Here is a 22370-nt window from a genome sequence, read left to right on the forward strand (position 1 = left end):
GCGGCTCCGGTCAGGTTGCCGGAGCCGCGTTATCATTATCCTCTTCTTGGTCTGCCGCCACCGCCGGAAGGCGCGGTGCGTGGCGCAGGCCGTGGCGGCGTGCTGAAGTTCTGTTGCCGCATGCCGCCGCGGTCGCGCTGCATTTGTATGCGTTGCATCTGCTGCTGTTGGGGCGGAGGCGCTACCCGCCAGCCGTTGTTCTGCCGTTGTTGCCAGCTGTTGTTTTGGCGGCGGTAGATGTTGCCATCCCCGTCGGACATGATGTTGTTTTGTCCGCGCGAAGGCCGGGCTTCCGGCCGGGTAGGGAGGCGGTTGGAATTGCCGGGAACGCGGGATGGCTGGTCGTTACCACCCGGCGTAATATTACCGGGGACTCTGGAAGGCCTGTCGTTACCACCCGGCGTAACATTGCCGGGTATTCTGGAAGGCCTGTCGTTACCACCCGGCGTAACATTGCCAGGCACTCTGGAAGGTCTGTCATTCCCCCCTGGCGTAACACTGCCCGGTACTCTGGAAGGCCTGTCATTCCCTCCCGGTGCAACATTCCCAGGCACTCTGGAAGGCCTGTCAGCACCCGGCGTAACATTCCCCGGCACCCTCGAAGGCCTGTCATTCCCACCCGGCAGCCTCGACGGCCTGTCCACCGTTTGTATATTCACCCGGTCCCGGTACAAATTATTGCTGATCCCCGGTCTGCCGGGATAGGTATTCCCGCCTCTGACCGGCCGTTGGCCTGCATTGATTGGCCGGTTGTAATTGATATTTGGCCTGTTAATACTCCAGTGCGGGCGGCCGTAGTATCCGCCGTTATAACCCCAGGGCCTGAACGGAGGGCGGTACAACGGAGGGCCGAACCAGCCGCCGTAATATCCGCCGCTCCAATAGCGGAAGTTCATCCAGCCGAAGTTGAACGTCCATCCGAAGCCCAGGCTCCATCCATACCAGGGGTTGTAGCTTACGCCAAAGCCCCAGGTCAGCGGCCGTGGGTAATAGACAGGTCCCCACCATGGCCGGTAGCGCCAGCCGGTGCCCCAAACGATGGTAGGGCCGTAGATGTAGCAGTTGAGATATCCCGGCGTATAGCCGGTATAGATATATTGGGGAGTTACTTCGTAAATATAGACGTAGCGGGTGTTGTAAGCCTCGCTGGTGGCGGGGATGCGGTCCACGTCCGCCGGGCGGTCCGTACTCAGTTCCCAGGGGCCGGTAGCGGAGTTGCTGGTAAACCACACGCCATTGTCCACCGCATAGAACCGGTTACCGGCCTGCAGGACGGTCAGGTTGCTGTTTTCCGCCAGTGAGAGGTTAGTGCCTTCGATGGGTTGAAACCGTGGCGCGCCGTCGTACGTCACGTTCGTTTGTGCGCTGGAACGGTCTACCTTGGCCGTCTGCGGGATTTCCGCATCCACCACGGCTTCTTCTGCGGCGGCGGTACCGGCTACATTGGCCAGCACGCCGTCCTTTTCGGACCCTTCGGGAATCTTTGCAAAATCTGCCGGCAGCTCGTCGCTGGGCACGTACTTCCAGGGTCCCTGCAGGGAAGGGGAGCTGTACCATCTGCCTGCCAGCAGGATGTAGTTCAGCTGGGTGTTGATGTCTTTGAAAATATCTTCCAGGGAGTTATCGACATATAGCAGGCTGGTGCCCTGGAGGTTTTTATAGGAGGCCGGTCCGTCTGTTTGTATCAGCTCTGCCGGCGTGGTACGCACTATTATATCAAGGGGGAGTGGGTTGTTAAATTTGGGGAGAGAGTCATTTTGCTCCTTCGCTTTAAGGTCCGCGTCAATGGTCCTGATAGTGGCCGGGATGTTCCGATGCACTACATACCCTGATTTCGCATCATTGGAAGAGTACCAGAAGGTCCCGCCGTATAAATAGTACCTTTTGTCGGTCGGATTCTGTACAATAAGGTTCGGGGTATTGACCACCCGCTGCATATTCAGGTCTTTATCCAGCTGCAGGCGGGGCTCGCCGTCCATGATTACGAGCAGGGAGGGCTTGGTCCGGTAAATCACCTCGGGCGGATCGGTGTTGATGTTGTTATCCCGGATGCGTTGCTCCGCCCTTACGGAGGTGAGCAGTTCATCGAGGGACATGGTCAGGTCCCATTTCGGCACTTCCTTTTCCAGCAGGCTGGAAATTTGCAGGAGCCTGCTGTTGTCCGTAATGTCAGGAATCTTTATCCGCGTTACGTTCAGTGTTTCCAGCGTGGTAGTGCGATTGATTTTATCGGTATTCATGAGGCAGTTGGCCCACACCACGCCAAAGATGGGCTCCGAGGAACCGGTTTCCCTAACGGATACGGCTGCACGAATAAAAAGATTATTGCCCTGCAAGCTTTCGGGTTGGGGCTGGTAGATAGTGATCCTGCCGCCGCCGTTGATGGGGATTTCTTTTGGCCAGCTGATGTCTTGCCCTGCCGCCGTGAGGCAACAAAGCAACAGCAGCCCGGTGATTAATTGTCGCATGAAGAGGGTTGTTACTGGTGAAATAATGACAATCCGGTAAGGGTATAACAGCACCGGGGGCCCGTTGGTTGATTACGCTGCCACATACCCGCAATCCCAATCCCTCCGGGCCCAATAAAATGACTAACCATCATCCCCTTGGTTTAAACCCATTTGTCCCTTTTTTATTCCCCTCCAATCTTTGCGTGCTTATGCCCCCTCTGCCCCTCTGCGAGAAAAAACTCCCCTCCAATCCTCCGCGTGCTTACGCCCCCTTATGCCCCTCTGCGAGAAAAAAACTAACTTTCACCATTAAACACACCACAATGACGCAACGACTCATCTTATCCTCACTCATACTCCTCGCCGGCGCCCACCTCCGCGCCCAGGAACAATATGAGCTGAACAGCGACTGGAAATCAATGCCAATAAAGGAAGTAAAGCTCGACGGAACCGCCATCTCCCAACCCGGGCAGCAACTCCGCAACTGGCAACCCGCCATCGTGCCGGGCACCGTCCTCACCACCATGCTGCACAACAAACAAGTACCGGACCCTTTCTTCGGCATGAACAACAACCGTATCCCGGATATCTATGCCACCGGGCCGGAATACTATACCCGCTGGTTCGTTAAGGACTTCACCGAACCCGCCCCCGCTGCGGACGGGCAGGTATGGCTGCACCTGCGCGGCGTGAATGACGGCTGCGATATCTACCTGAACGGAAAAAAAGTAAACCCCGCCACGCACCACGGCGCTTACCTGCGCCAAACCTATAACATCACTTCCTTCCTCGCCAGGGATGGTAAAAACCGCCTGGCAGTCATCGTATATCCGCCGGCGATACCCGGGAACCCCAACGGCGGCCAGGGAGGCGATGGCGCCATCGCGCGCAACGTAGGCCCGCAGTACACGGCAGGGTGGGACTGGATCCAACCCATGCGGGACCGCAATACCGGCATCTGGGATAAAGTAACCATCGAAAAAACCGGCGCCGTACGTATCAAGGACCCGCACGTCATCACCCTCGTGCCAGGCATACGCCAGCCGGAAGGCCCTCAGGCGCCCGCCACTATCAAAGTATCCGCCACGCTGGAAAACGCCGCTGCTACCGCTGTATCCGGCGTGCTTAAATATGTATTGAATGGTAAATCGATTCAGCAACAGGTAACCCTTGCCCCTAAAGGTATTACGACGGTCGCCCTGCCGGACCTGCAGCTGGACAACCCCCGGCTCTGGTGGCCCGCCGGCTACGGCCCCCAGCACCTCTACCAGCTGCCGCTGGAATTCACCGCCAACGGCAAAGTGAGCGACCGGGAAAACGTAGAGGTGGGCGTACGGGAAATACAAACAGCCTGGAACACCCACACCCGCAGCAGGGAAATCCGCGTAAACGGACAACGCATCTTTATCAAAGGCGGCAACTGGATCACCTCCGACGCTATGTTCCGCTTCAGCAAAGAACGCTACGACGCGGAAGTGCGCTTCCACCGCGATATGAACCTCAACCTCATCCGCATCTGGGGCGGCAGCCTCACGGAAAGGCCCGAGTTCTTCGAAGCCTGCGATAAATACGGCCTGCTGGTGTTCCAGGACTTCTGGATGTCCGGCGACTGCAACGGCCGCTGGCTCGACCCTAAAAAGAAGGACGACCAGTGGACCCGCCGCCAGTATCCCAACGACCACGGCCTGTTTATCCGCAGCGTGGCGGACCAGGTAAAAATGCTGCGCAACTACCCATCCCTCGCAATCTGGTGCGGCGGTAATGAAATCACCCCGCCGCAGGACATCCTCGCCGCCATGAAGGATAGCATCCTCCCGGTGCTGGATGGGACCCGCTACTTCTTCGACTATTCCAATACCGACAGCATGTCCTACAACTTCATCGGCGGCAATGGGGACGGGCCTTACGGCATCCAGCCAATAGAGCGCTTTTGGGCCCACCGCACCTTCCCGTTCAACTCGGAAGTAGGCTCCGTGGGCGTGGGGGATATCGCCAGCCTCAAAAGATTCCTCCCGGCCGAAAACCTTGTAGCGCCTGACTTTGCAGCCAATAAAGTGGACAGCGTATGGGATTATCACAAATACATCTCCTATGACAACCACCTGGCGCCATATGGCCCCGCGAAAAACCTGGAAGACTGGGCCAACAAAGCGCAACTGGTCAATTACGACCAGTACCGCGCCCTGATGGAAGGCTTCAGCGCGCATATGTGGGACTGGTACACCGGTACCATCATCTGGAAAACGCAGAATCCATGGACGGCCTTACGGGGACAGATGTACGATTATTACCTCGATCCCAACGCCTGCCTGTATGGCCTCCGCAGCGGCAGCAAGCCCTTGCACGCCATGTACGACCCGGTGAATAAAATCGTCATGGTGGCGAACAATACCTTCCAATACCACCGCGATCTCATGCTGGATGTACACGCATACGATATGGCCGGCAAACAATATCCCATAGATCAATTATTCGTGGAGGCAACCCCGTCGAATGTCCAACGCCATATTGAATTGAAAACAAAGCTGGACGCACTGAAAGAGAAAAAGGGCCTCTTCCTTTCCCTGCGGCTCCGTAATCTCCGCAAGGAAATAATAGATGATAATTTCTATTGGTTGCCTGCGGCAGATGGTAACTACAGCGGCTTACAGGAGCTGCGGCCGGTCAAACCAACGATCACGGCTATACGCCGAAATCAGGAAGTACTCGTTACCATCCATAACCCTGCAAACGGGCCGGTCGCCTTTTTCAACCGGGTTTCCCTGCTGGATGCGAAAACTAAAGAAAGAATATTGCCGGTATTTTACTCCGATAATTACGTGTCGGTATTACCGGGTGAAGAGCGGCAGATCGTGATCAGCGGCGACAGGGCAGCCGCCTCAGGCAATGCGCTGGTAGAAGTGTACGGACAAAACGTTGCCCCGCAGCAGGTGAATATTCAATAACTTTCTGCCGGAATTTTATAATTTGTCCGCCGATCTTTAATCAATACATGTTATGAAAAAATTACTATCAGTGATGGTTGCGGCAGTACTTACACTGGCCGCAACCGCACAGGAAAAACCCCGTTACTGGGAGGATGTGCAAACCATCAAAAAGTACGACCAGCTGTACACGCCGCCGGCCCATCCGCTGCTGTTTATCGGGAGCTCCTCCATCCGTAAATGGGGCGACCTGGAAAGGACCTTTGCGCCTTACACCGCCATGAACAGAGGGGTAGGAGGGGCTGTCATCAACGACATTATTTTTTACCTGAACGACCTGGTATTTGCCTACCAACCCAAACAAATAGTGATTTACGTAGGTGATAACGATGCCGCAAAGGAAGAATACACCGCCGATACCATCCTGCATCATACCCAACAACTGCTGACTGCCATTCGTGCAAAACTGCCGCAGACGCCGATCGTGTACATCTCCATCAAGCCAAGCCCTTCCCGGGAAAAGTTCATGGACAAGATCAAAGCCGCCAATAAGCTGATCAGGGACTACGTGGCCAGCCAGCCACACATGCAGTTTGTGGACGTCTTCCGCCCGATGCTGGACGCCAAAGGCCACAACAGGCCCGAACTCTTCCTGGACGACATGCTGCACATGAACAGCAAGGGGTACGATATATGGCGCAAGGCATTGCTGCCCTATCTGAAGAAATAAGCCCTTATACCCAATCTGCACATTTTCATCTTATTACAATAATTCTACATTCAAATGTTGCATCGAAAATTCAGGGTATATTTGTAGTCCTATGCTAAATGATCTGCGGCGCACAGTAAATGAAAAGATTGTCAATCTCTGGAATGCCATTGTGAATGTTGGCGTTCATCCGGGCATGCCTTTCATGGAAGTGCGCCGCACCAAGATGCTCAACCTGCTGGCCTTACCCTGTATTCCATGCATGTTCTTCTTTTGCCTGCTCAACTGCTACCAGGGCCGCTACCTGTTGTCCGGCCTCAACCTGGCTACCACCCTGGGCGCGCTGGGCGTCCTGTACCTGCACTACAACCGGAAATACCTCACCGCGCGTTTATCCCTCATCGTTACCAGCGCCATCGTGTACACGTTCACCGGCTTTTTTTACCATAACGGTTCAGAATATTTCCTGATCAATATTGTAATCGTGGTCGTGCTGGTGTACGACAACTGGTGGGTCGTCGGACTGTCCTGCTTATTCCTGATCACCGTATTCCTCGGCATCGTCTATTTCCCCCAGCATTTGGATGGAGTAGTGCCCGTACCGAAGGAACGGCTATGGTTAAACGCTACCATCTCCCTGGCATTCCCCGTGATAGGATTGACCTTCTTTAAGATCATCCATTCCGATTACCAGCAGCAGATAGAAGATTCCAGGGCCAACCTCATCAATATGAACAAGGATAAGGAAAAGCTGTTCTCCATCGTGGCGCATGATGTAAGGAGTCCGCTGGCAACGCTGGAAGTACTGCTGGATATGTTCCTGAAAGGCGAATACCCTGAAAAGGATATGAAAGAAGCCGCACAGGTCCTGCACGAAAAAGTGGCCCAGCTGGGAGGCTCCCTGGACAACATCCTCCGCTGGAGCAGCCGGAGTATGAAAGGCATACACGCCAATCCAACGCTGTTCCCGCTGCTGCCGCTGGTGACGGACGTGCTGTATTTCTTCCGCCTGCAGCTGATGCAGAAGAACATCGCTATCCATATGAAAGTGGATGAAAATGTGGTGCTGTATGCCGACAGAGATCATGTTTCAGTGATACTGCGTAATTTCATCAGCAACGCCCTGAAATTCAGCTACGCCGGGGGCGATGTGCGCATTACCGCCAGGCTGGAATCCGACCAGGTGGCCATCACCATCACCGACGATGGCAAGGGCATGACGCCCAAACAGGTAGGGGAGCTGTTTTCCTACAGCAACCACCCCGAATATGGCACCAACGGCGAACGGGGCACCGGCCTCGGGCTGGTACTATGCCGGGAGTTTGCCGTGCAAAATGGCGGCAGGATCGACGTGGAAAGTATGATGGGAAAAGGTACCAGCTTCACCATCCTGCTCCCCGCAGTAGCGCCTGCAGACGATGAGGACGACTGTTTTAATTAAAAACGTACGAAGTACGCTTAATATATTTATTTTATTCATTTTGTTGTTGATATTCATTTTTTTATTATTTTACGGCCCCCAAAAAAATATTGACATTCTCTCTATAGGATTAACAGGGAATGTCCGGAACGAAGGTTCTGAAAAATTTAGATTTTGCTTATGAGGTAGACGGGCCGGACTTATTCTTATTCACCGGCCCCTCAATAACGACCTCGCCTATACGCAGGCCCGTTTACTGAAGTCGATAACCTTTTTTGGCTTGCAGTTGTTAACCAGGTAATAGCCCATTCAATTTATGGAAAGCAGTAAAAATATGGTAATCAGGCTGCTGTCAGCCGCCGGCATCAACGTCAACGGGGATATGCCCTGGGATATTCATGTGCATGATGAACATTTTTACCCCGCCGTCCTCAAATACGGATCGCTGGCACTGGGAGAGTCCTACATGGCCGGCTGGTGGGATAGTCCTGCCCTGGACCAAACCATCTATCACATCCTCAAAGCCCGCCTGGACGAAAAGATAAAAGCCAGCTGGGCCCTCAAAAGGGATATCCTGCTATCCCGCCTGTTCAACTTCCAGCATCCGGAGCAGGCGTTCAGGAACGGCCGCCGCCACTACGACCTCGGCAACGACCTCTTCAGCCGCATGCTGGACCAGCGGATGACCTATACCTGCGCCTTCTGGGAGCATGCCGGTAACCTGGATGCCGCCCAGGAGGAAAAACTGGACCTCAGCTGCCGCAAGCTGCACCTGCGCCCTGGAATGACGGTGCTGGACATCGGCTGCGGCTGGGGAAGCTTCGCCAGATTTGCCGCGGAAAACTATGGCGTGCATGTGACCGGCATCACCATCTCCGAAGAGCAGGCCCGCCTCGCCGCAGAACGCTGCAAAGGTCTCCCGGTAGATATCCGCGTAATGGACTACCGAAGCATGACGGAGAAGTTTGACGCCATCGCTTCCCTGGGGATGTTTGAACACGTGGGCTACCGTAACTATCACGCCTATATGAAAATAGCCCGGAGCTGCCTGCACGACAACGGGCTGTTCCTCCTGCATACCATCGGGGGCAACCGCTCCTTTACCATGGCCGATCCCTGGCTGGGTAAATACATATTCCCGCATGCCACCATCCCCTCCATCGCACAGATCGGCAAAGCGATCGAAGAGTACTTCGTGATGGAACACTGGGAGAACTTCAGCGTGAACTATGATAAAACCCTCATGGCCTGGTACCAGCGTTTCAACGATCACTGGGAAGAGCTGAAAGATAACTACGATCCTACTTTCCGCCGGATGTGGAACTACTACCTGCAATCCTGCGCAGGCTCCTTCCGGGCGCGTTGCAGTCAGCTCTGGCAGGTCGTTCTATCGCCCTACGGCGTGGAAGGCGGCTATAAAGTCGCGGAAAAGCAACCCGCCGCAACGGAAAAATTCCTACATTCATAGCCAAACCTTATTTCAACCTGCCGCTTATGGCCGATTACAGGAAGCTACCCGATCATATTACCGGCCTGGACGACGAGGCCGTATCCCAATCCCGTCAACAGTTCGGAAAGAACGAATACGCCTCCAGGCAGAAAAGCCGGCTGCTGGAACTCTTGTCCGAGCTGCTGTCAGAACCTATGCTCATCCTCCTGGTGGCTGTCACTATCATCTATTTCATTTTGGGGGAAACCAGCGAAGCCTATTTTATGCTCGCCGCCATCCTCGTGGTGTCCGGCATCTCTATCTACCAGGAAGGCCGCAGTAACCAGGCTTTGGCCGCCCTGAAAAAAATTAACCAACCGCTCACCCTCGTCGTACGGCATAAAAAAATCAGGGGCATCCCCACGGCGGAAGTAGTGGTGGGCGATGTCATGGTGGTGGAAGAAGGCAATACCATCAACGCGGATGGTACGGTCATCCATGCAAACGACTTCTCCGTCAACGAATCCGCCCTTACCGGGGAAGCCTATACGGTGTTTAAAACCCCGGATGGCGACAATGCCGTGTACAGCGGCACGCTCGTAGCGTCCGGCCTCGCCTTCGTGAAAGTGGAGAAGGTAGGCGCGCAAACAAAGATCGGTCAACTGGGCAGCGCCATCCTCACCATGAAAGATGAACCCACACTGCTCCAAAAGCAGATCGCCGCTTTCGTTAAAGGCATGGCCATCATCGGCATCGCCGTGTTCCTGGCCGTGTGGGGCTATAATTATTACATCAGCGGCAGCGTGATCGACAGCCTGCTGAAAGGCCTTACCCTGGCCATGTCCATCCTCCCGGAAGAAATCCCCGTGGCGTTTACCACGTTCATGGCTTTGGGCGCGCGGCGGCTCATGCAGCTGGGCATCATCGTGAAAAAGGTACGGACCGTAGAAGCCCTGGGCAGCGCCACCGTAATTTGTACGGACAAAACCGGCACCATTACGGAAAACAGTATGCAGCTGCATAACGTGTACGACCTGGCCACAGACGCCGTGTACGGGCCGGATAGCTGGAACGCGCCGGCAGCGCGGGAAATCATCACCTGGTCCATGTGGGCGAGCGAGCCGGTGCCTTTTGATCCCATGGAAAAAACATTGCATACCGTTTACGGCAAAATAACGGACAAGGATATACGCAGCAATTATCATTTCGTACATGAGTACCCGTTAGGAGGCACGCCGCCGATGATGACGCACGTGCTGGAAGATGCCGGCGGCAACCGCGTGATCGCTGCCAAAGGCGCGCCGGAAGCCATTATGGCCGCCGCCCGCCTGGATGAGGAAAGCCGGCAGAAGATCCAGGCGCAGCTGCAGGCCTTTACCAACCAGGGTTACCGCGTACTCGGCGTTGCCAGCGCTGCATTCAGCGGCAACGATTTCCCGGCGGAGCAGCAATCGCTCCCATTCCGCTTCTTAGGGCTGATCACTTTTTATGATCCCCCCAAAGCCAATATCAAAGAGGTATTCAATAAATTTTATGACGCAGGGATAATAGTAAAAATTATTACGGGAGATAACAGCGCCACTACGAAAGCCATCGCGGCCCAGGCCGGACTGCGCGGGGCAGGGGCCAGTATCGACGGGGACGTCCTCATGCAGCTGGACGAAAAGGAACGCCAGGTAAAAATGGAATCCGTTAATATCTTCACCCGCATGTTCCCGGAAGCAAAGCTGGCGGCCATTAACGCACTGAAGGCGGAAAATGAGATCGTGGCCATGACGGGCGACGGCGTCAACGACGGGCCGGCGCTCAAGGCCGCCCACATCGGCATCGCTATGGGGCGCAAAGGCACGGAGATCGCCAAACAGGCGGCAGCGCTCATCCTCAGTACGGACGACCTGAGCGGGATGGTCGACGCAGTAGCCATGGGCCGCCGTATCTACAATAACATCCGCCGCGCAGTGTTGTACATCGTGGCCATCCATATTCCCATCATCCTCACGGTATCCCTGCCGCTATTCCTCGGCTGGCTGTACCCGGCTATCTTCACACCGATGCACGTCATCTTCCTGGAAATAGTGATGGGCCCTACCTGCTCCGTCGTGTACGAAAATGAACCGCTGGAAAAAAATGTCATGAAAATACCGCCGCGCCCTATCAATGAAACCTTCCTCAGCTGGGAGGAGATGGGCCGCTGCATCCTGCAGGGCCTCCTCATCACCGCCGGCGTGCTGGGTGTGTACCAGTGGGCGGTAGCGCAGGGCTATTCCGAACAGCTTACCCGCAGCATGGTATTCACCACCCTCATCATCGCCAACATCTTCCTGACGCTGGTGAACCGTTCCAACTATTATTCCTTCATTGCCAGCATGAAAAACCGGAATATGCTGATGGTAGGCGTGATCCTCGTTACTGTGCTGCTCACGCTCATTATGCTGTATGTGCCACCCGTGGCGGCCCTGTTTAATATTCAGGGCTTAACCGCCCTGCAACTGGGCATCTGCGCCGTCGTAGGATGGCTGAGCGTGATCTGGTACGAGGGCGTGAAAGCGGTGCACCGCATGCGCCAGCGCTAAAAAGCTGGTGGTCCCCGCTACTACAGCAGGAAAACAGACCAGCGCTACCGCAATGCAACAGCATACACCTTCCCATCCGCGCTGCTGATATAGGCGACGCCGTTAGCTGCCACCGGCGCGGATGTAAAGGGTCCCAGTTTATACAACTCCTGCATAAAATCCACAGTTGTCTGGTACAGCGCGGGGTTCGCGCCGCCGGCGCTATGCATAAAGTCAATCAGCCCAGCGCTGTTGAGTACCGTGCCTGCATGCTGCTTTCTGCCGGGTGTATCCAGCGTATCCAGCAATTGGCCATCCGCGGCGTTGACCATAAACAGCCGCCCTGTAAAATCCCCGTACAGTAGCGCGTTTCCGGCCAGCGCCGCCGCGCCGAATACATATCCCCCGCCTTTATGGGTATAAAGTTCCCTGCCGGTAGCTGCATCCAGGGCCACCATTGAATAACTATCGGAAGTGCCCACATAAATATGCCCATCCCTGGCTACGGCGCTGCCTACAATCCACGGATCGCCCGCATCCCAGTGCCATTGCTCTTTCCCTGTTTGCAGGTCCAGCGCATACAGCTTCGTATCCCGCGTGCCGAGGTACACCGTGTTGTTATATATCAGGGGCGTAGCTTGTATGCCTTCCAGGATATGATGGTATTTTTCATCCTCGTCTGTCTTGAATTTCCAGCGCAGCTGCCCCGTAGCGGCATCCAGGGCGTAAATATAGGTATCCCAGCTGCCGGCAATCACCAGGCCCGCAGCAGTGGCCACGCCGCCGTGTATGGGGCCGTTGGTCCGGTATTTCCAGACCAGCTTACCGGACAGCTTGTCCAGCGCATACAGGTAACCATCGCTGCTGCCAAAGTACACCCGCTTTGCATCCACAGCAGGAGCGGAGAGGAAGAGGTCATACTGGTCCTCCATGTACAGGCTATCCGGCTGCATGGTATAAAGTCCTTTCCCGCCTATCCTGCGTTCCCCGCCGGTGACGAAGCGCCAGCGGACCTTGCCGCTGCGGGCATCCAGGGCATAATACCCGCCGTACGTACCCACGTAGAGCAGGTGGCCATCCACATGCGGTTGCCCGGCCACGCCGCCCGCCAGGCGCACCTGCCATTGGGCGGCCCCCGTAGCCGTATCCAGGGCCTTTATATCCCCCGCGGCGGACCCTGCAATAATATGCCTGCCATGCAGCACGGGAGCGGTGAAAACCTTGCCTTCCAGCGCGGCAGTCCACTTAACGGGGCCAAATCGGTTGTATTGGGAAAAAACAGCGGTGGGGAATAGTAACAATAAGGCTAATGCACTCAGTTTCATAAGTTTTGGAATTAGGGTAGGAGGTAAGATATAAAATTAAAATTATATTCTAAGGAGCCTGGCGGGGACGTTTGATTAGTTTTATGATAAATTGCCTACCTTTGCATTACTAAAATGATAGTTTATGTTGTTGAACTTTGAATGGTTCCGGACCTTTAAAACCATCTACGAAACCGGCTCCCTCACCGCCACCGCCCAGGCGCTGTACGTGTCGCAGCCCGGCGTGAGCCTGCACCTGAACTCCCTGGAAGCCTACGTGGGCTACAAGCTGTTCGACAGAACCGCCCGTAAAATGGTGCCCACCGAACGCGCCAAAGTGCTCTATAACTACATATTAGAAGCGGTGAACAAGTTAGAGGATGCCGAAACACATTTCCATAAAAGCGCAGCTACCAATAAGTCAACGATCAGCGTAGGTATGTGCCTGGAAACGTTTCAGTTTACATTGGAACAGTATATTTCTTCCCTCCCCTTTAACATTAATATCAAATTTGGAGAATACCCTGAAATGCAGCAGGACCTTGACCATGGAGTACTGGACCTCATCATCACGCCTCAGAAAGGTATCCAGCCTAACCTGGAATATAAACCCTTTTCCAAGGAACGCATTGTGCTGGTAGCCGGCGGCGCGCAGGACCTCTCCGAATTCAATGCCCTCATCGATTCCAAAAAAATCGCCGAAGCGGAAGCCTGGCTGAAAGATCAAACCTGGTACACCACCGCGGCGGATATGGAAAACATGCGAAAATTCTGGCACCTCAACTTCAACAAACACCCGGACTTCAGGCCAAACTATATCGTGCCCAATAAATGCTCCATCGTTCGCTGTATGAGCGATGCCACAGGATTTGCCATCATCCCGGATTTCCTCTGCCGCCACGAGCTGGCCAGCGGCAAACTCAAGGTGGCCTGGGCCGGCAATAAAATAATGGAAAACACCCTCTACTTCGGTAAACGCAAGAAAACCATGTACAGCAAGGAAATCGGCATGATCGAAGCCGTGTTTGAAGACCAGGCGGAAGAGTTTTCCAATGCCGCCTCCGCCCTCATCCCCGCTTAAAGGTGAAAGGTAGGATGCATTAACTGGTAGTTCTTTAGCGCCTGCGTGGTAGTGCCGCCGTAATGGCGCCCTATCGGGATAATGGTTTTGTTGATCTCTATCTCGTTGCTGTTGAACTTCTCAATCTTCGGGATAGACACAATGAAGGACCGGTGTATCCGCACAAACATAGACTCCGGCAGCTTTTCCTCCATTTCAGAAATGGAATGATAGGTTTTGTACACCTCTTTTGTTGTAGTGATCAGCAGGTAGTTTTTCTGCGACTCGAAATAGAGAATATCATCGAGGTAAATTTTCACCATCTTCTTGTCCGACTTCACAAATATAAACGGAGGTTCCTTCTCCGGGGCTTCCGGCTTGTTGGTTTCCAGCAGCTGCTTGCTGTCCAGCTTAATGAAACGGTTGATCGCCTTCAGGAAACGCTCAAACGGAATAGGTTTCAGCAGGAAGTCCACTGCATCGAGGTCAAACCCATCCACTGCATACTGGGCATGAGCCGTGGTGAAAATCACGTTGGGCGCAGGCGTCAGCGAACGGATGAAATCCACCCCGCTGATCCCCGGCAAATTAATATCTGTAAAAATTAAATCGATCTTATGGGTATTAAGGCATCGTATCGCCTGGGTGCCACTGGTAAAAGTACCCGCCAGGTTGAGCACCTCAATGCGGCTGATGTAAAGCTGTAGCAGGTCCGCCGCGGGCTTCTCGTCTTCAATGATAATGCAATTAATACTGTTATTCATTTGATTCCAATTTCAGTTTCAGGTACACAAAATAACTATCCTCGTTCTGACTGATCTTCAAGGTATGATTTTCTCCGTAAATCAGATTCAATCGCCGCTTTACATTTTCCAGGCCTACCCCGCCGCTATGGCCGTTGAACAACTGGTGCCCGCTATGCCCCGGCACAGCGCTGTTCTCTATTTTGGCCGTCAGCCATTCCTGCTGGATGGAAATGGAAATAGTGATCCAGCTGTCCCCATACTCATTCGGCATGCTATGCTTAAAGCTATTCTCCACAAAAGCCATCAGTATAAACGGTTCCAGGAATTTATTGTCAGGATTCCCATCTATATGAAAGCTGATCTGCTGGTGATGGTCAAACCGCACCTTTTGCAGCGCGATATAATCTTCCAGGTACTTTATCTCTTTCTCCAAAGGAATGCGCGTCGTATTGATCTCATAAATGGAAAACCGCAGCAGGGACGACATGCGGGCCACTATCTCCGCGGATTCAGGGCTGGTCATCAGCGTTTTGGCATAAAGCGTATTCAGTACATTGAAAATAAAATGCGGGTGAAACTGGTTGCGCAGTATCAATAACTCCGCCTGCGTCTTTTCCTCCGCCATTCGCATAGACCGGTGCTGCTCCCGCATCCAGTTGTAAAACAGCTTCACGGAAAACGGGATCGTTACCACAAACTGCAGTTTGATGATGCTGTAGATAAACGGCGAAATGCTGAGCAGCGGCTCCTTTTGCCACTGGGTCAGGAAGTATTCGAGGATAAAGGTATTGTCGATCCAGCGCTGAATCACCGCAAACAGCAGTATCAGCGGGATGTACAGCAGGATGAACAACCAGATCTTATTGCGGAAAAGCAACCGCTCCATCATCACTTCCAGTACAATCGCCACAAACAGCGCCCGCATGGGCAGGCTGATGATCTCGGAGGCAAACGCATTCCGGTAATCATGGAAAGGGCCGGCCTGTATAAATCCAAAAAGTAAAACGTATAAAATCCAGTAGATGGCGTAAACACTCTTTTTCCCCAGCCTGGAACGCGGTATAGCTATCATAAGTGGACGCGAAATTACCATTTAAGCTAAAAAATAATTGTCAAACGGCCGCTTTTTTATACGAACGACGCCTTTTCTTATACTAACTGCATAAAATGCCGGTCACCGGATTTATGTAGCAGGAACGGGGTTGTAAGTATAAGCACCCTTTACGGATGAAGCAGGTTTACATAAATTGCCGCATTGAATTTCACGCTCCACTTATGACGAAGAAACTGATAGCCGGACTGTTGATGTTGTGTTCCACCGCTGTTGCCTATGCCGCGCCACCTGCCGTTTACCCGGTAAACTGGTGGACAGGAATGCGTACGAATAAACTGCAATTACTGCTCAAAAGTGACGACACCGCCTTTAGCCAGGGAAAGATCGATGTACAATATAAGGGTATCCAAATCCTGGGCGCCCATACTTTCGAAAACGGCAAATACCTGGCCGTGGATATTGAAATTGCGCCGGATGCGCAACCCGGCAATGTAGATTTCGTCTATACGCTCAAAGGAAAAAAATCGCATATCTCCTGGCCGCTGAAAGCCCGTAAGGGCGAGCCCGGACGCACGTTTGCACAGGGCGTCAGCACGGCGGATATGATTTATTTCATGCTGCCGGACCGCTTTTCCAACGGCGATCCGACGAACGATAGGGTGAAAGGGTACCGGGATCAGTCGCTGGACCGCAGCGATTACTACGCCCGCCACGGGGGCGACTTCCAGGGCATCATCAATCACCTCGACTATTTCCGGGAGCTGGGCGCTACCGCCATCTGGATGACGCCCGTCATGGAAAACGATATGCCCTCCCGCACAGAGCATGGCTACGCCATCACCAATCCTTACCAGATTGATAAACGCTATGGCGGCAACGAAGGCTATAGGATACTGAGCGACTCCCTCCATCACCGGGGCATGAAACTCGTGCAGGACGCGGTGTACAACCATACCGGCACCTGGCACTTCATCGTGCAGGACCTGCCTGCGGCCGACTGGCTTAACCAGTGGCCCACCTTCACCGGCACCAGCGCCCGGGAACAAGCCCTGTTTGATCCGCATGCATCCGCCATTGATAAGCGCCGCATGACGGACGGCTGGTTTGTAAAGGAAATGCCGGACTGGAACCAGCGCAATCCGTATGTAGCCAACTTTATCATTCAAAATTCCATCTGGTATATTGAAGAATTCGGCGTGGATGCCGTGCGTATCGACACCTATATGTACAACGACCAGGAGTTTGGCAACTTGTGTAATGCCGCGCTGCTGAAGGAATACCCGCAGCTCTCCATCTTCGGGGAAGTGCTGGTGCAAAACACGCCTAACCAGGTGTACTTCGTACAAAACAATATCAATACGCCGTTCAAGAGCAACCTGCCCGGCGTGCTGGACTTCCAGGCGCTGTTTAATGGCATCGTGCCGGCACTCACCCAGGAAGTAGGCTGGAACACAGGCGTGATACAGCTTTACAACGTGCTCGCGTACGATTTCCTGTATAAAGACCCCACCAAAAACGTTTTACTGCTGGATAATCATGATCTCAACAGGTTTTTTTCTGTTGTGAAAGAAGATCCGGCGAAGCAGAAGATCGCCTACACGTGGTTGCTGACCTGTCGCGGCATCCCACAGCTGTATTACGGAAGTGAAGTCCTAATGAAAGGCGAAACCAGACCGGATGGCCTCGTACGCCTCGATTTCCCCGGAGGCTGGCCAAACGATAAGCAAAACGCCTTTACCGGCGAAGGCTTAACAGATGCGCAAAAAGAAGTACAGCAGCTTGTAAAAAAGTTAGGTACATATCGCAAAAATTCTTCTGCATTGAAATACGGACAATTGATGCAATTTGCGCCGCAGGATGGACTTTACGTGTACTTCCGTTACACCAATGATCAAACGGTGATGTGTGTCATGAACACATCCAAAGAAGCAAGGAAGATAGATTTCAATTACTTCAACGAGCGCACCGCGGGATTCTCCGCTGCCACAAACGTACTTACGGGCGATCATTTTAAACTGGATGGCAATACGGTTATCCCGGCCATGCAGTCATGGGTTTTAGCACTGAAAAAAGAAGAATAACAAATGGAGAGGCCACTTTGTAAAACTGAAACTATATATCATCCAACAATTCACTTCGTTATGAAAAAGTTCTACCGTAGACTTTTTACAGCAGTGATGGCACTGTTGCTATGCGCGTTTTCCGTGCAGGCGCAGGCGCAGGTCAGCGGAAAAGTCACTGATGCCGAATCCGGCGAATCCCTGCCGGGCGTAAGTATCCAGATCAAGGGTACTAACAGAGGCACGCAAACTGATGCCCAGGGACACTATTCCATTTCCGGCACGACCCCTGCCACCGTCCTGATTTTTTCCTTCCTCGGCAAAGCGCCCCAGGAAATTACCGTGGGAACACAGCAATCCCTTGACGTTAAGCTCGCTGACGATCACCGCACGCTCAATGAGGCAGTGGTGATAGGCTACGGCGTTCAAAAGAAGAAAGATGTGACCGGTAGCATCACTACCATCTCCTCCAAAGATTTCCAGAAAGGAACGATTCAAACGCCTGACCAGCTCATTGTGGGTAAGGTGGCCGGCGTGGCCATTACTTCCAACAGCGGCCAGCCGGGCGTGGGTAGTACCATCCGCATCCGCGGTGGTTCTTCCCTGAATGCCAGCAACGATCCGCTGTTTGTGATCGATGGGGTACCGCTGAGCGGATCCACCATCAACGGCGCTCCCAACCCGCTGGCGCTCATCAACCCGAATGATATCGAAAGCATGACGGTACTCAAAGATGCCGCCGCTACCGCTATCTACGGTTCCCGCGCTTCCAACGGGGTGATTATGATCACCACGAAAAAAGGAAAGTCCGGCGCTCCTAAAATTACTTTCAACACAAACATAGGCGTGGGTAAGATCACCAAAAAAGTAGACGTGCTGACGGCCGATGAATTCCGCCAGTATGTAGACTCCCTCGGCGCCCCTGCGCAGAAAGCCCTCATGGGCAAGGCCAGCACCGATTGGCAGGATCAGATCTACCGCACTTCCATCAGCAACGATAACAACCTGAGTGTGGCCGGCGCATTTAAAAATATGCCTTACCGCATCTCCGCCAACTTCACCAATCAAACCGGCGTGCTGATCACCGATAACCTGAAACGCAGCTTCCTGGGAGTAAACCTGAATCCTTCCTTCTTTGATAATCACCTGAAAGTGAATATCAGTGCCAAAGGCGTGATTTCAAAAGCCCATTATGCCAACCAGCAGGCCATCATCAACGCCGTGCAGTTTGATCCGACACAGCCGGTGTATGACAGCGCCAGCCCCTTCGGCGGCTACTTTGAGTGGTATAGCAAGGACCCCGCTACGGGCACGGTTACACTGAATCCGAACGCGCCGCGCAACCCGGTATCCCTGATCCGCATGCAGGATAATAACAGCGAAGTAAAACGCAGTTACGGCAATATCGAATTCGATTACAAATTCCATTTCCTGCCTGACCTGCGGGCCAACTTAAACCTCGGCTACGATGTATCCCAGGGTAGCGGCACTACCTTCGTGCCTGCAGAAGCCGGCCAGCAGTACACCGTAGGCGGCCAGAACAACCACTTCCTGCAGAAAATGAATAACCGGGTAGGGGAGTTTTACCTGAACTACGTTAAAACTATTCCGGCCATTAAGTCCAACATCAACGTGCTGGCAGGTTACGGTTATTACGATAACAAAACCACCAACTACAATTACCCGAGCTACAACGCCAAAGGGGAAGTGATCGAAGGCAGCGAGCCGAAGTTCCCGCTGGATATTCCGCAGAATACCCTCATCTCTTACTACGGCCGTTTGATCTATACTTTCGATGATAAATATATCTTCGCGGGCTCTATCCGTACGGACGGGTCCTCCCGCTTTGCGCCGGAAAACCGCTGGGGCGTATTCCCTTCCGCAGCGCTGACCTGGCGTATCAACCGGGAAAATTTCCTGAAGGATGCCAGGGCCCTCAACGACCTGAAGCTCCGCCTGAGCTACGGTATCACCGGTAACCAGGATGGTATTGCCAACTACTCCTACATGGCTATTTACTCCACCAGCTCCAACAGCAGCATGTACCAGTTTGGCAACAACTGGTATAACATGCAGGCGCCGGCGGCTTATGATAAGAACATCAAGTGGGAACAAACCGAAACCTACAACGCCGGCGTGGACTTCGCCTTCCTCGACGATCGCCTGAGAGGTAGCGTGGACGCGTATTGGAAGAAAACCAAAAACCTCCTCAATACCGTGCCTATTCCTATCGGTTCCAACTTCAGTAACCAGATACTCACCAACGTAGGTAATATTGAGAACAAAGGGGTGGAGCTGAACCTGGAAGCTACGCCGGTTGAAAAAGGCAAGTTCTCCTGGAACGTCAACTTCAACCTCACCCTGAACCAGAATAAGATCACGAACCTGACCGCCGTTACCGATCCCAGCTTCGTAGGTAACCTCACCGGCGGCATCACCGGCGGTACCGGCCAGTCTATCCAGATACACTCTGTAGGCTACAATACCTTCGCGTACTACGTGTACAAACAGGTGTACGATGCCAACGGCAAACCGGTTGAAGGCGTGTACGAGGACCTGAATAAGGACGGCGTGATCAACGAGAAAGATATGTACCGTTATAAATCCCCGGCGCCTAAAGTGTTCCTCGGTTTCGGTACCTCGCTGAATTACGACCGCTGGTCGCTCAGCACTTCCCTGCGCGCCAACCTGGGCAACTATATGTACAACAACGTGGCGTCCAACTTCGGCGTAAGAAGGAATATCCTGAACCCGCTGGGACTGCTCAACAACAGTACTACCGACATCTATAACACCAACTTCTTCAATAACCAGTACCAGTCCGACTACTACGTACAGAATGCCTCATTCCTGCGTATGGACAACCTGAGCCTCGGTTACAACTTCGGTTCCCTGTTCAAAAACACGGCGCACCTGCGGTTGAACGCATCCTGCCAGAACGTGTTTGTCATCACGAAATACAAAGGGCTGGACCCGGAGATCAGCAGTGGTATCGACTACAACCTGTATCCAAGATCAAGGACATTCACGCTGGGAGCTAACCTGGAGTTTTAATTAAAAAATTTTGGTAAGATGAAAAAGAACTTTCTCAAAATATGTGCGCTGGCGGCAGTGGTAGGTTTTAGCTCCTGTACCAAGGACCTGGACCGGATGCCGACCAATTCCACCACTGCGGATATTGCCTACGGTTCCCTGCAGGGATACAAGCAGGTGCTCGCAAAAGTCTACGGCAGCTTTGCGCTGGCCGGTAACAATGGTACCTCTACTTCTGACCTGGCGGGTATTGACCCGGGGCAGGCCGATTTCCTCCGCCTCTTCTGGAATGCCCAGGAGCTGCCTACGGAAGAAGCCATGTGCGTTTGGAACGACCCTGGCATCCCGGATTTCCATAACATGAACTGGACCAGCAACAACGTGCTGCTGGCGGCACTGTACAACCGTGCGCTGTTCCACGTAACCGTGGCCAACGAATTCCTCCGGGAGTCCACCGATGACAAGATCGCTGCCCGCGGCTTTTCCGGCAAGGATGCAGAGGAGATTAAAACCTACCGCGCGGAAGCGCGTTTCCTCCGCGCCTTCGAATACTGGGTGCTGATGGACCTCTTCGCCAACCCGCCGTTTGTAACGGAAAAAGATCCGATCGGAAAATATATTCCGCCGCAAACCACCCGCGCGGAACTGTTCAAATATATAGAGTCGGAACTGCTGGCCATAGAACCGCTGGTAGTAGCCGCCCGCAATAACGAGTATGCCCGGGTAGACCAGGGCGCTGTATGGGCGCTGCTGGCGCGCCTCTACCTCAACGCGGAGGTGTACCTCGGAAAAGGCAACGGTAAATACACCGAAGCCATCACCTATTCCTCCAAAGTAATCGCAGCAGGTTACTCCCTGAAGTCCGATTACAAAGGATTGTTCCTGGCAGATAATAATACCGCCAACCCGGAAATCATCCTGCCGATTGTATATGACGGGGTGAATACGCAGAATAATGGTGGTACCACCTTTATCATCAACGCTGCCATCAACGGGGATATGAATCCTGCTTCCTTTGGCGTGCCAGGTGGCGGCTGGGGCGGCAACAGAAGCACCAGCGCGCTGCCGGGCCTCTTTGCCGACAGGAGCGGCGCTACGGACAAGCGCGCCATGTTCTACGGCGATAAACCGGAAATTGTGGACGTTTCCCAGTTTGCCGAAGGGTTAAGGGTAGTGAAATACCGCAACGTAACTTCCACAGGGGTTACGCCGCCGGCGCCGGGTGGGTCTTTCAGCTCGGTGGACTTCCCGCTGTTCCGCCTGGCAGAGCAATACCTGATTTATGCCGAAGCGGTAAAACGCGGCGGCAGCGGCGGTAACGAAACTACCGCCCTGGGTTACCTGAACGCCTTACGGGAACGCGCCTACGGAAATACTTCCGGCAACATTACCAGCTATAACCTGGATTATATCCTGGACGAAAGAGGACGCGAATTGTACTGGGAAGCCTTCCGCCGTACGGACCTGATCCGGTTCGAGAAATTCACGGCCTCCGGCTACGTATGGCCATGGAAAGGCGGTGTCAGGGACGGCAGGGGCGTGGAATCCTTCCGTACCATCTACCCGCTGCCAGCTACTGACCTGACAGCCAACCCGTCCCTCAAACAGAATGCAGGCTACTAAAACACG

General features: G+C 53.6%; 13 protein-coding genes. 9 read left to right on the top strand and 4 right to left on the bottom strand.

Translation table 11 applies throughout. From position 1 onward, the window contains the following. Nucleotides 1–35: 35 nt before the first annotated feature. The gene (locus BOC67_RS11065; RefSeq protein WP_291910238.1) at nucleotides 36–2468 is read right to left on the bottom strand and encodes a hypothetical protein; all 2433 of its coding nucleotides are present in this window, start codon (nucleotides 2466–2468) and stop codon (nucleotides 36–38) included. Nucleotides 2469–2773: 305 nt separating this feature from the next. Here BOC67_RS11065 and BOC67_RS11070 point away from each other — a divergent pair, with 305 nt between their 5' ends. The 5 genes from BOC67_RS11070 (at nucleotide 2774) to BOC67_RS11090 (ending at nucleotide 11505) form a co-directional block, all read left to right on the top strand. Continuing rightward, nucleotides 2774–5395, top strand: a complete 2622-nt coding sequence (locus BOC67_RS11070) for a glycoside hydrolase family 2 TIM barrel-domain containing protein (RefSeq protein ID WP_291910240.1) — start codon at nucleotides 2774–2776, stop codon at nucleotides 5393–5395. A gap of 52 nt (nucleotides 5396–5447) precedes the next feature. Further along, entirely contained in the window at nucleotides 5448–6104 is a 657-nt protein-coding gene (locus BOC67_RS11075; RefSeq protein WP_291910243.1) for a GDSL-type esterase/lipase family protein, read from the top strand. A 91-nt stretch (nucleotides 6105–6195) separates the two neighbouring features. Next, nucleotides 6196–7524, top strand: a complete 1329-nt coding sequence (locus tag BOC67_RS11080; protein WP_291910245.1) for a HAMP domain-containing sensor histidine kinase — start codon at nucleotides 6196–6198, stop codon at nucleotides 7522–7524. A gap of 295 nt (nucleotides 7525–7819) precedes the next feature. Then, nucleotides 7820–8971, top strand: a complete 1152-nt coding sequence (cfa, locus tag BOC67_RS11085; RefSeq protein ID WP_291910247.1) for a cyclopropane fatty acyl phospholipid synthase — start codon at nucleotides 7820–7822, stop codon at nucleotides 8969–8971. A 26-nt stretch (nucleotides 8972–8997) separates the two neighbouring features. Then, nucleotides 8998–11505: a cation-translocating P-type ATPase gene (locus BOC67_RS11090; RefSeq protein WP_291910249.1), complete on the top strand. Its 2508-nt coding sequence runs from the start codon at nucleotides 8998–9000 to the stop codon at nucleotides 11503–11505. Between the two features lie 44 nt (nucleotides 11506–11549). Here BOC67_RS11090 and BOC67_RS11095 read toward each other — a convergent pair whose 3' ends face one another. Further along, complete coding sequence (locus tag BOC67_RS11095) at nucleotides 11550–12809, bottom strand: PQQ-binding-like beta-propeller repeat protein (RefSeq protein WP_291910251.1); 1260 nt, start codon at nucleotides 12807–12809, stop codon at nucleotides 11550–11552. Nucleotides 12810–12933: 124 nt separating this feature from the next. On the opposite strand from BOC67_RS11095, the gene BOC67_RS11100 reads away from it, so the two are divergent. Next, on the top strand, nucleotides 12934–13869 hold the full coding sequence (locus tag BOC67_RS11100) for a LysR family transcriptional regulator (RefSeq protein ID WP_291910253.1): 936 nt from the start codon (nucleotides 12934–12936) through the stop codon (nucleotides 13867–13869). Here the strand turns inward: BOC67_RS11100 and BOC67_RS11105 are convergent. Further along, nucleotides 13866–14612, bottom strand: a complete 747-nt coding sequence (locus BOC67_RS11105; RefSeq protein WP_291910255.1) for a LytTR family DNA-binding domain-containing protein — start codon at nucleotides 14610–14612, stop codon at nucleotides 13866–13868. The two genes, BOC67_RS11100 and BOC67_RS11105, sit on opposite strands and share 4 nt — an antisense overlap. After that, on the bottom strand, nucleotides 14605–15666 hold the full coding sequence (locus BOC67_RS11110) for a sensor histidine kinase (protein ID WP_291910256.1): 1062 nt from the start codon (nucleotides 15664–15666) through the stop codon (nucleotides 14605–14607). Before BOC67_RS11110 ends, BOC67_RS11105 begins: the two co-directional genes overlap by 8 nt. A 203-nt stretch (nucleotides 15667–15869) precedes the next feature. On the opposite strand from BOC67_RS11110, the gene BOC67_RS11115 reads away from it, so the two are divergent. From BOC67_RS11115 to BOC67_RS11125, 3 genes are read left to right on the top strand one after another with little or no spacing between them, the layout of a single operon-like run. Continuing rightward, entirely contained in the window at nucleotides 15870–17729 is a 1860-nt protein-coding gene (locus tag BOC67_RS11115; protein WP_291910258.1) for an alpha-amylase family glycosyl hydrolase, read from the top strand. 60 nt (nucleotides 17730–17789) lie between these two features. After that, nucleotides 17790–20762 carry a TonB-dependent receptor gene (locus BOC67_RS11120; RefSeq protein ID WP_291910260.1) on the top strand — a complete coding sequence of 991 codons (2973 nt, stop codon included), beginning with the start codon at nucleotides 17790–17792 and terminating at the stop codon, nucleotides 20760–20762. Between the two features lie 18 nt (nucleotides 20763–20780). Continuing rightward, nucleotides 20781–22364, top strand: a complete 1584-nt coding sequence (locus BOC67_RS11125; protein ID WP_291910262.1) for a RagB/SusD family nutrient uptake outer membrane protein — start codon at nucleotides 20781–20783, stop codon at nucleotides 22362–22364. The last annotated feature ends 6 nt before the right edge of the window (nucleotides 22365–22370 follow it).

It is taken from the genome of Chitinophaga sp. CB10, assembly GCA_001870995.2.
In the GTDB taxonomy this organism is placed as follows: domain Bacteria; phylum Bacteroidota; class Bacteroidia; order Chitinophagales; family Chitinophagaceae; genus Chitinophaga.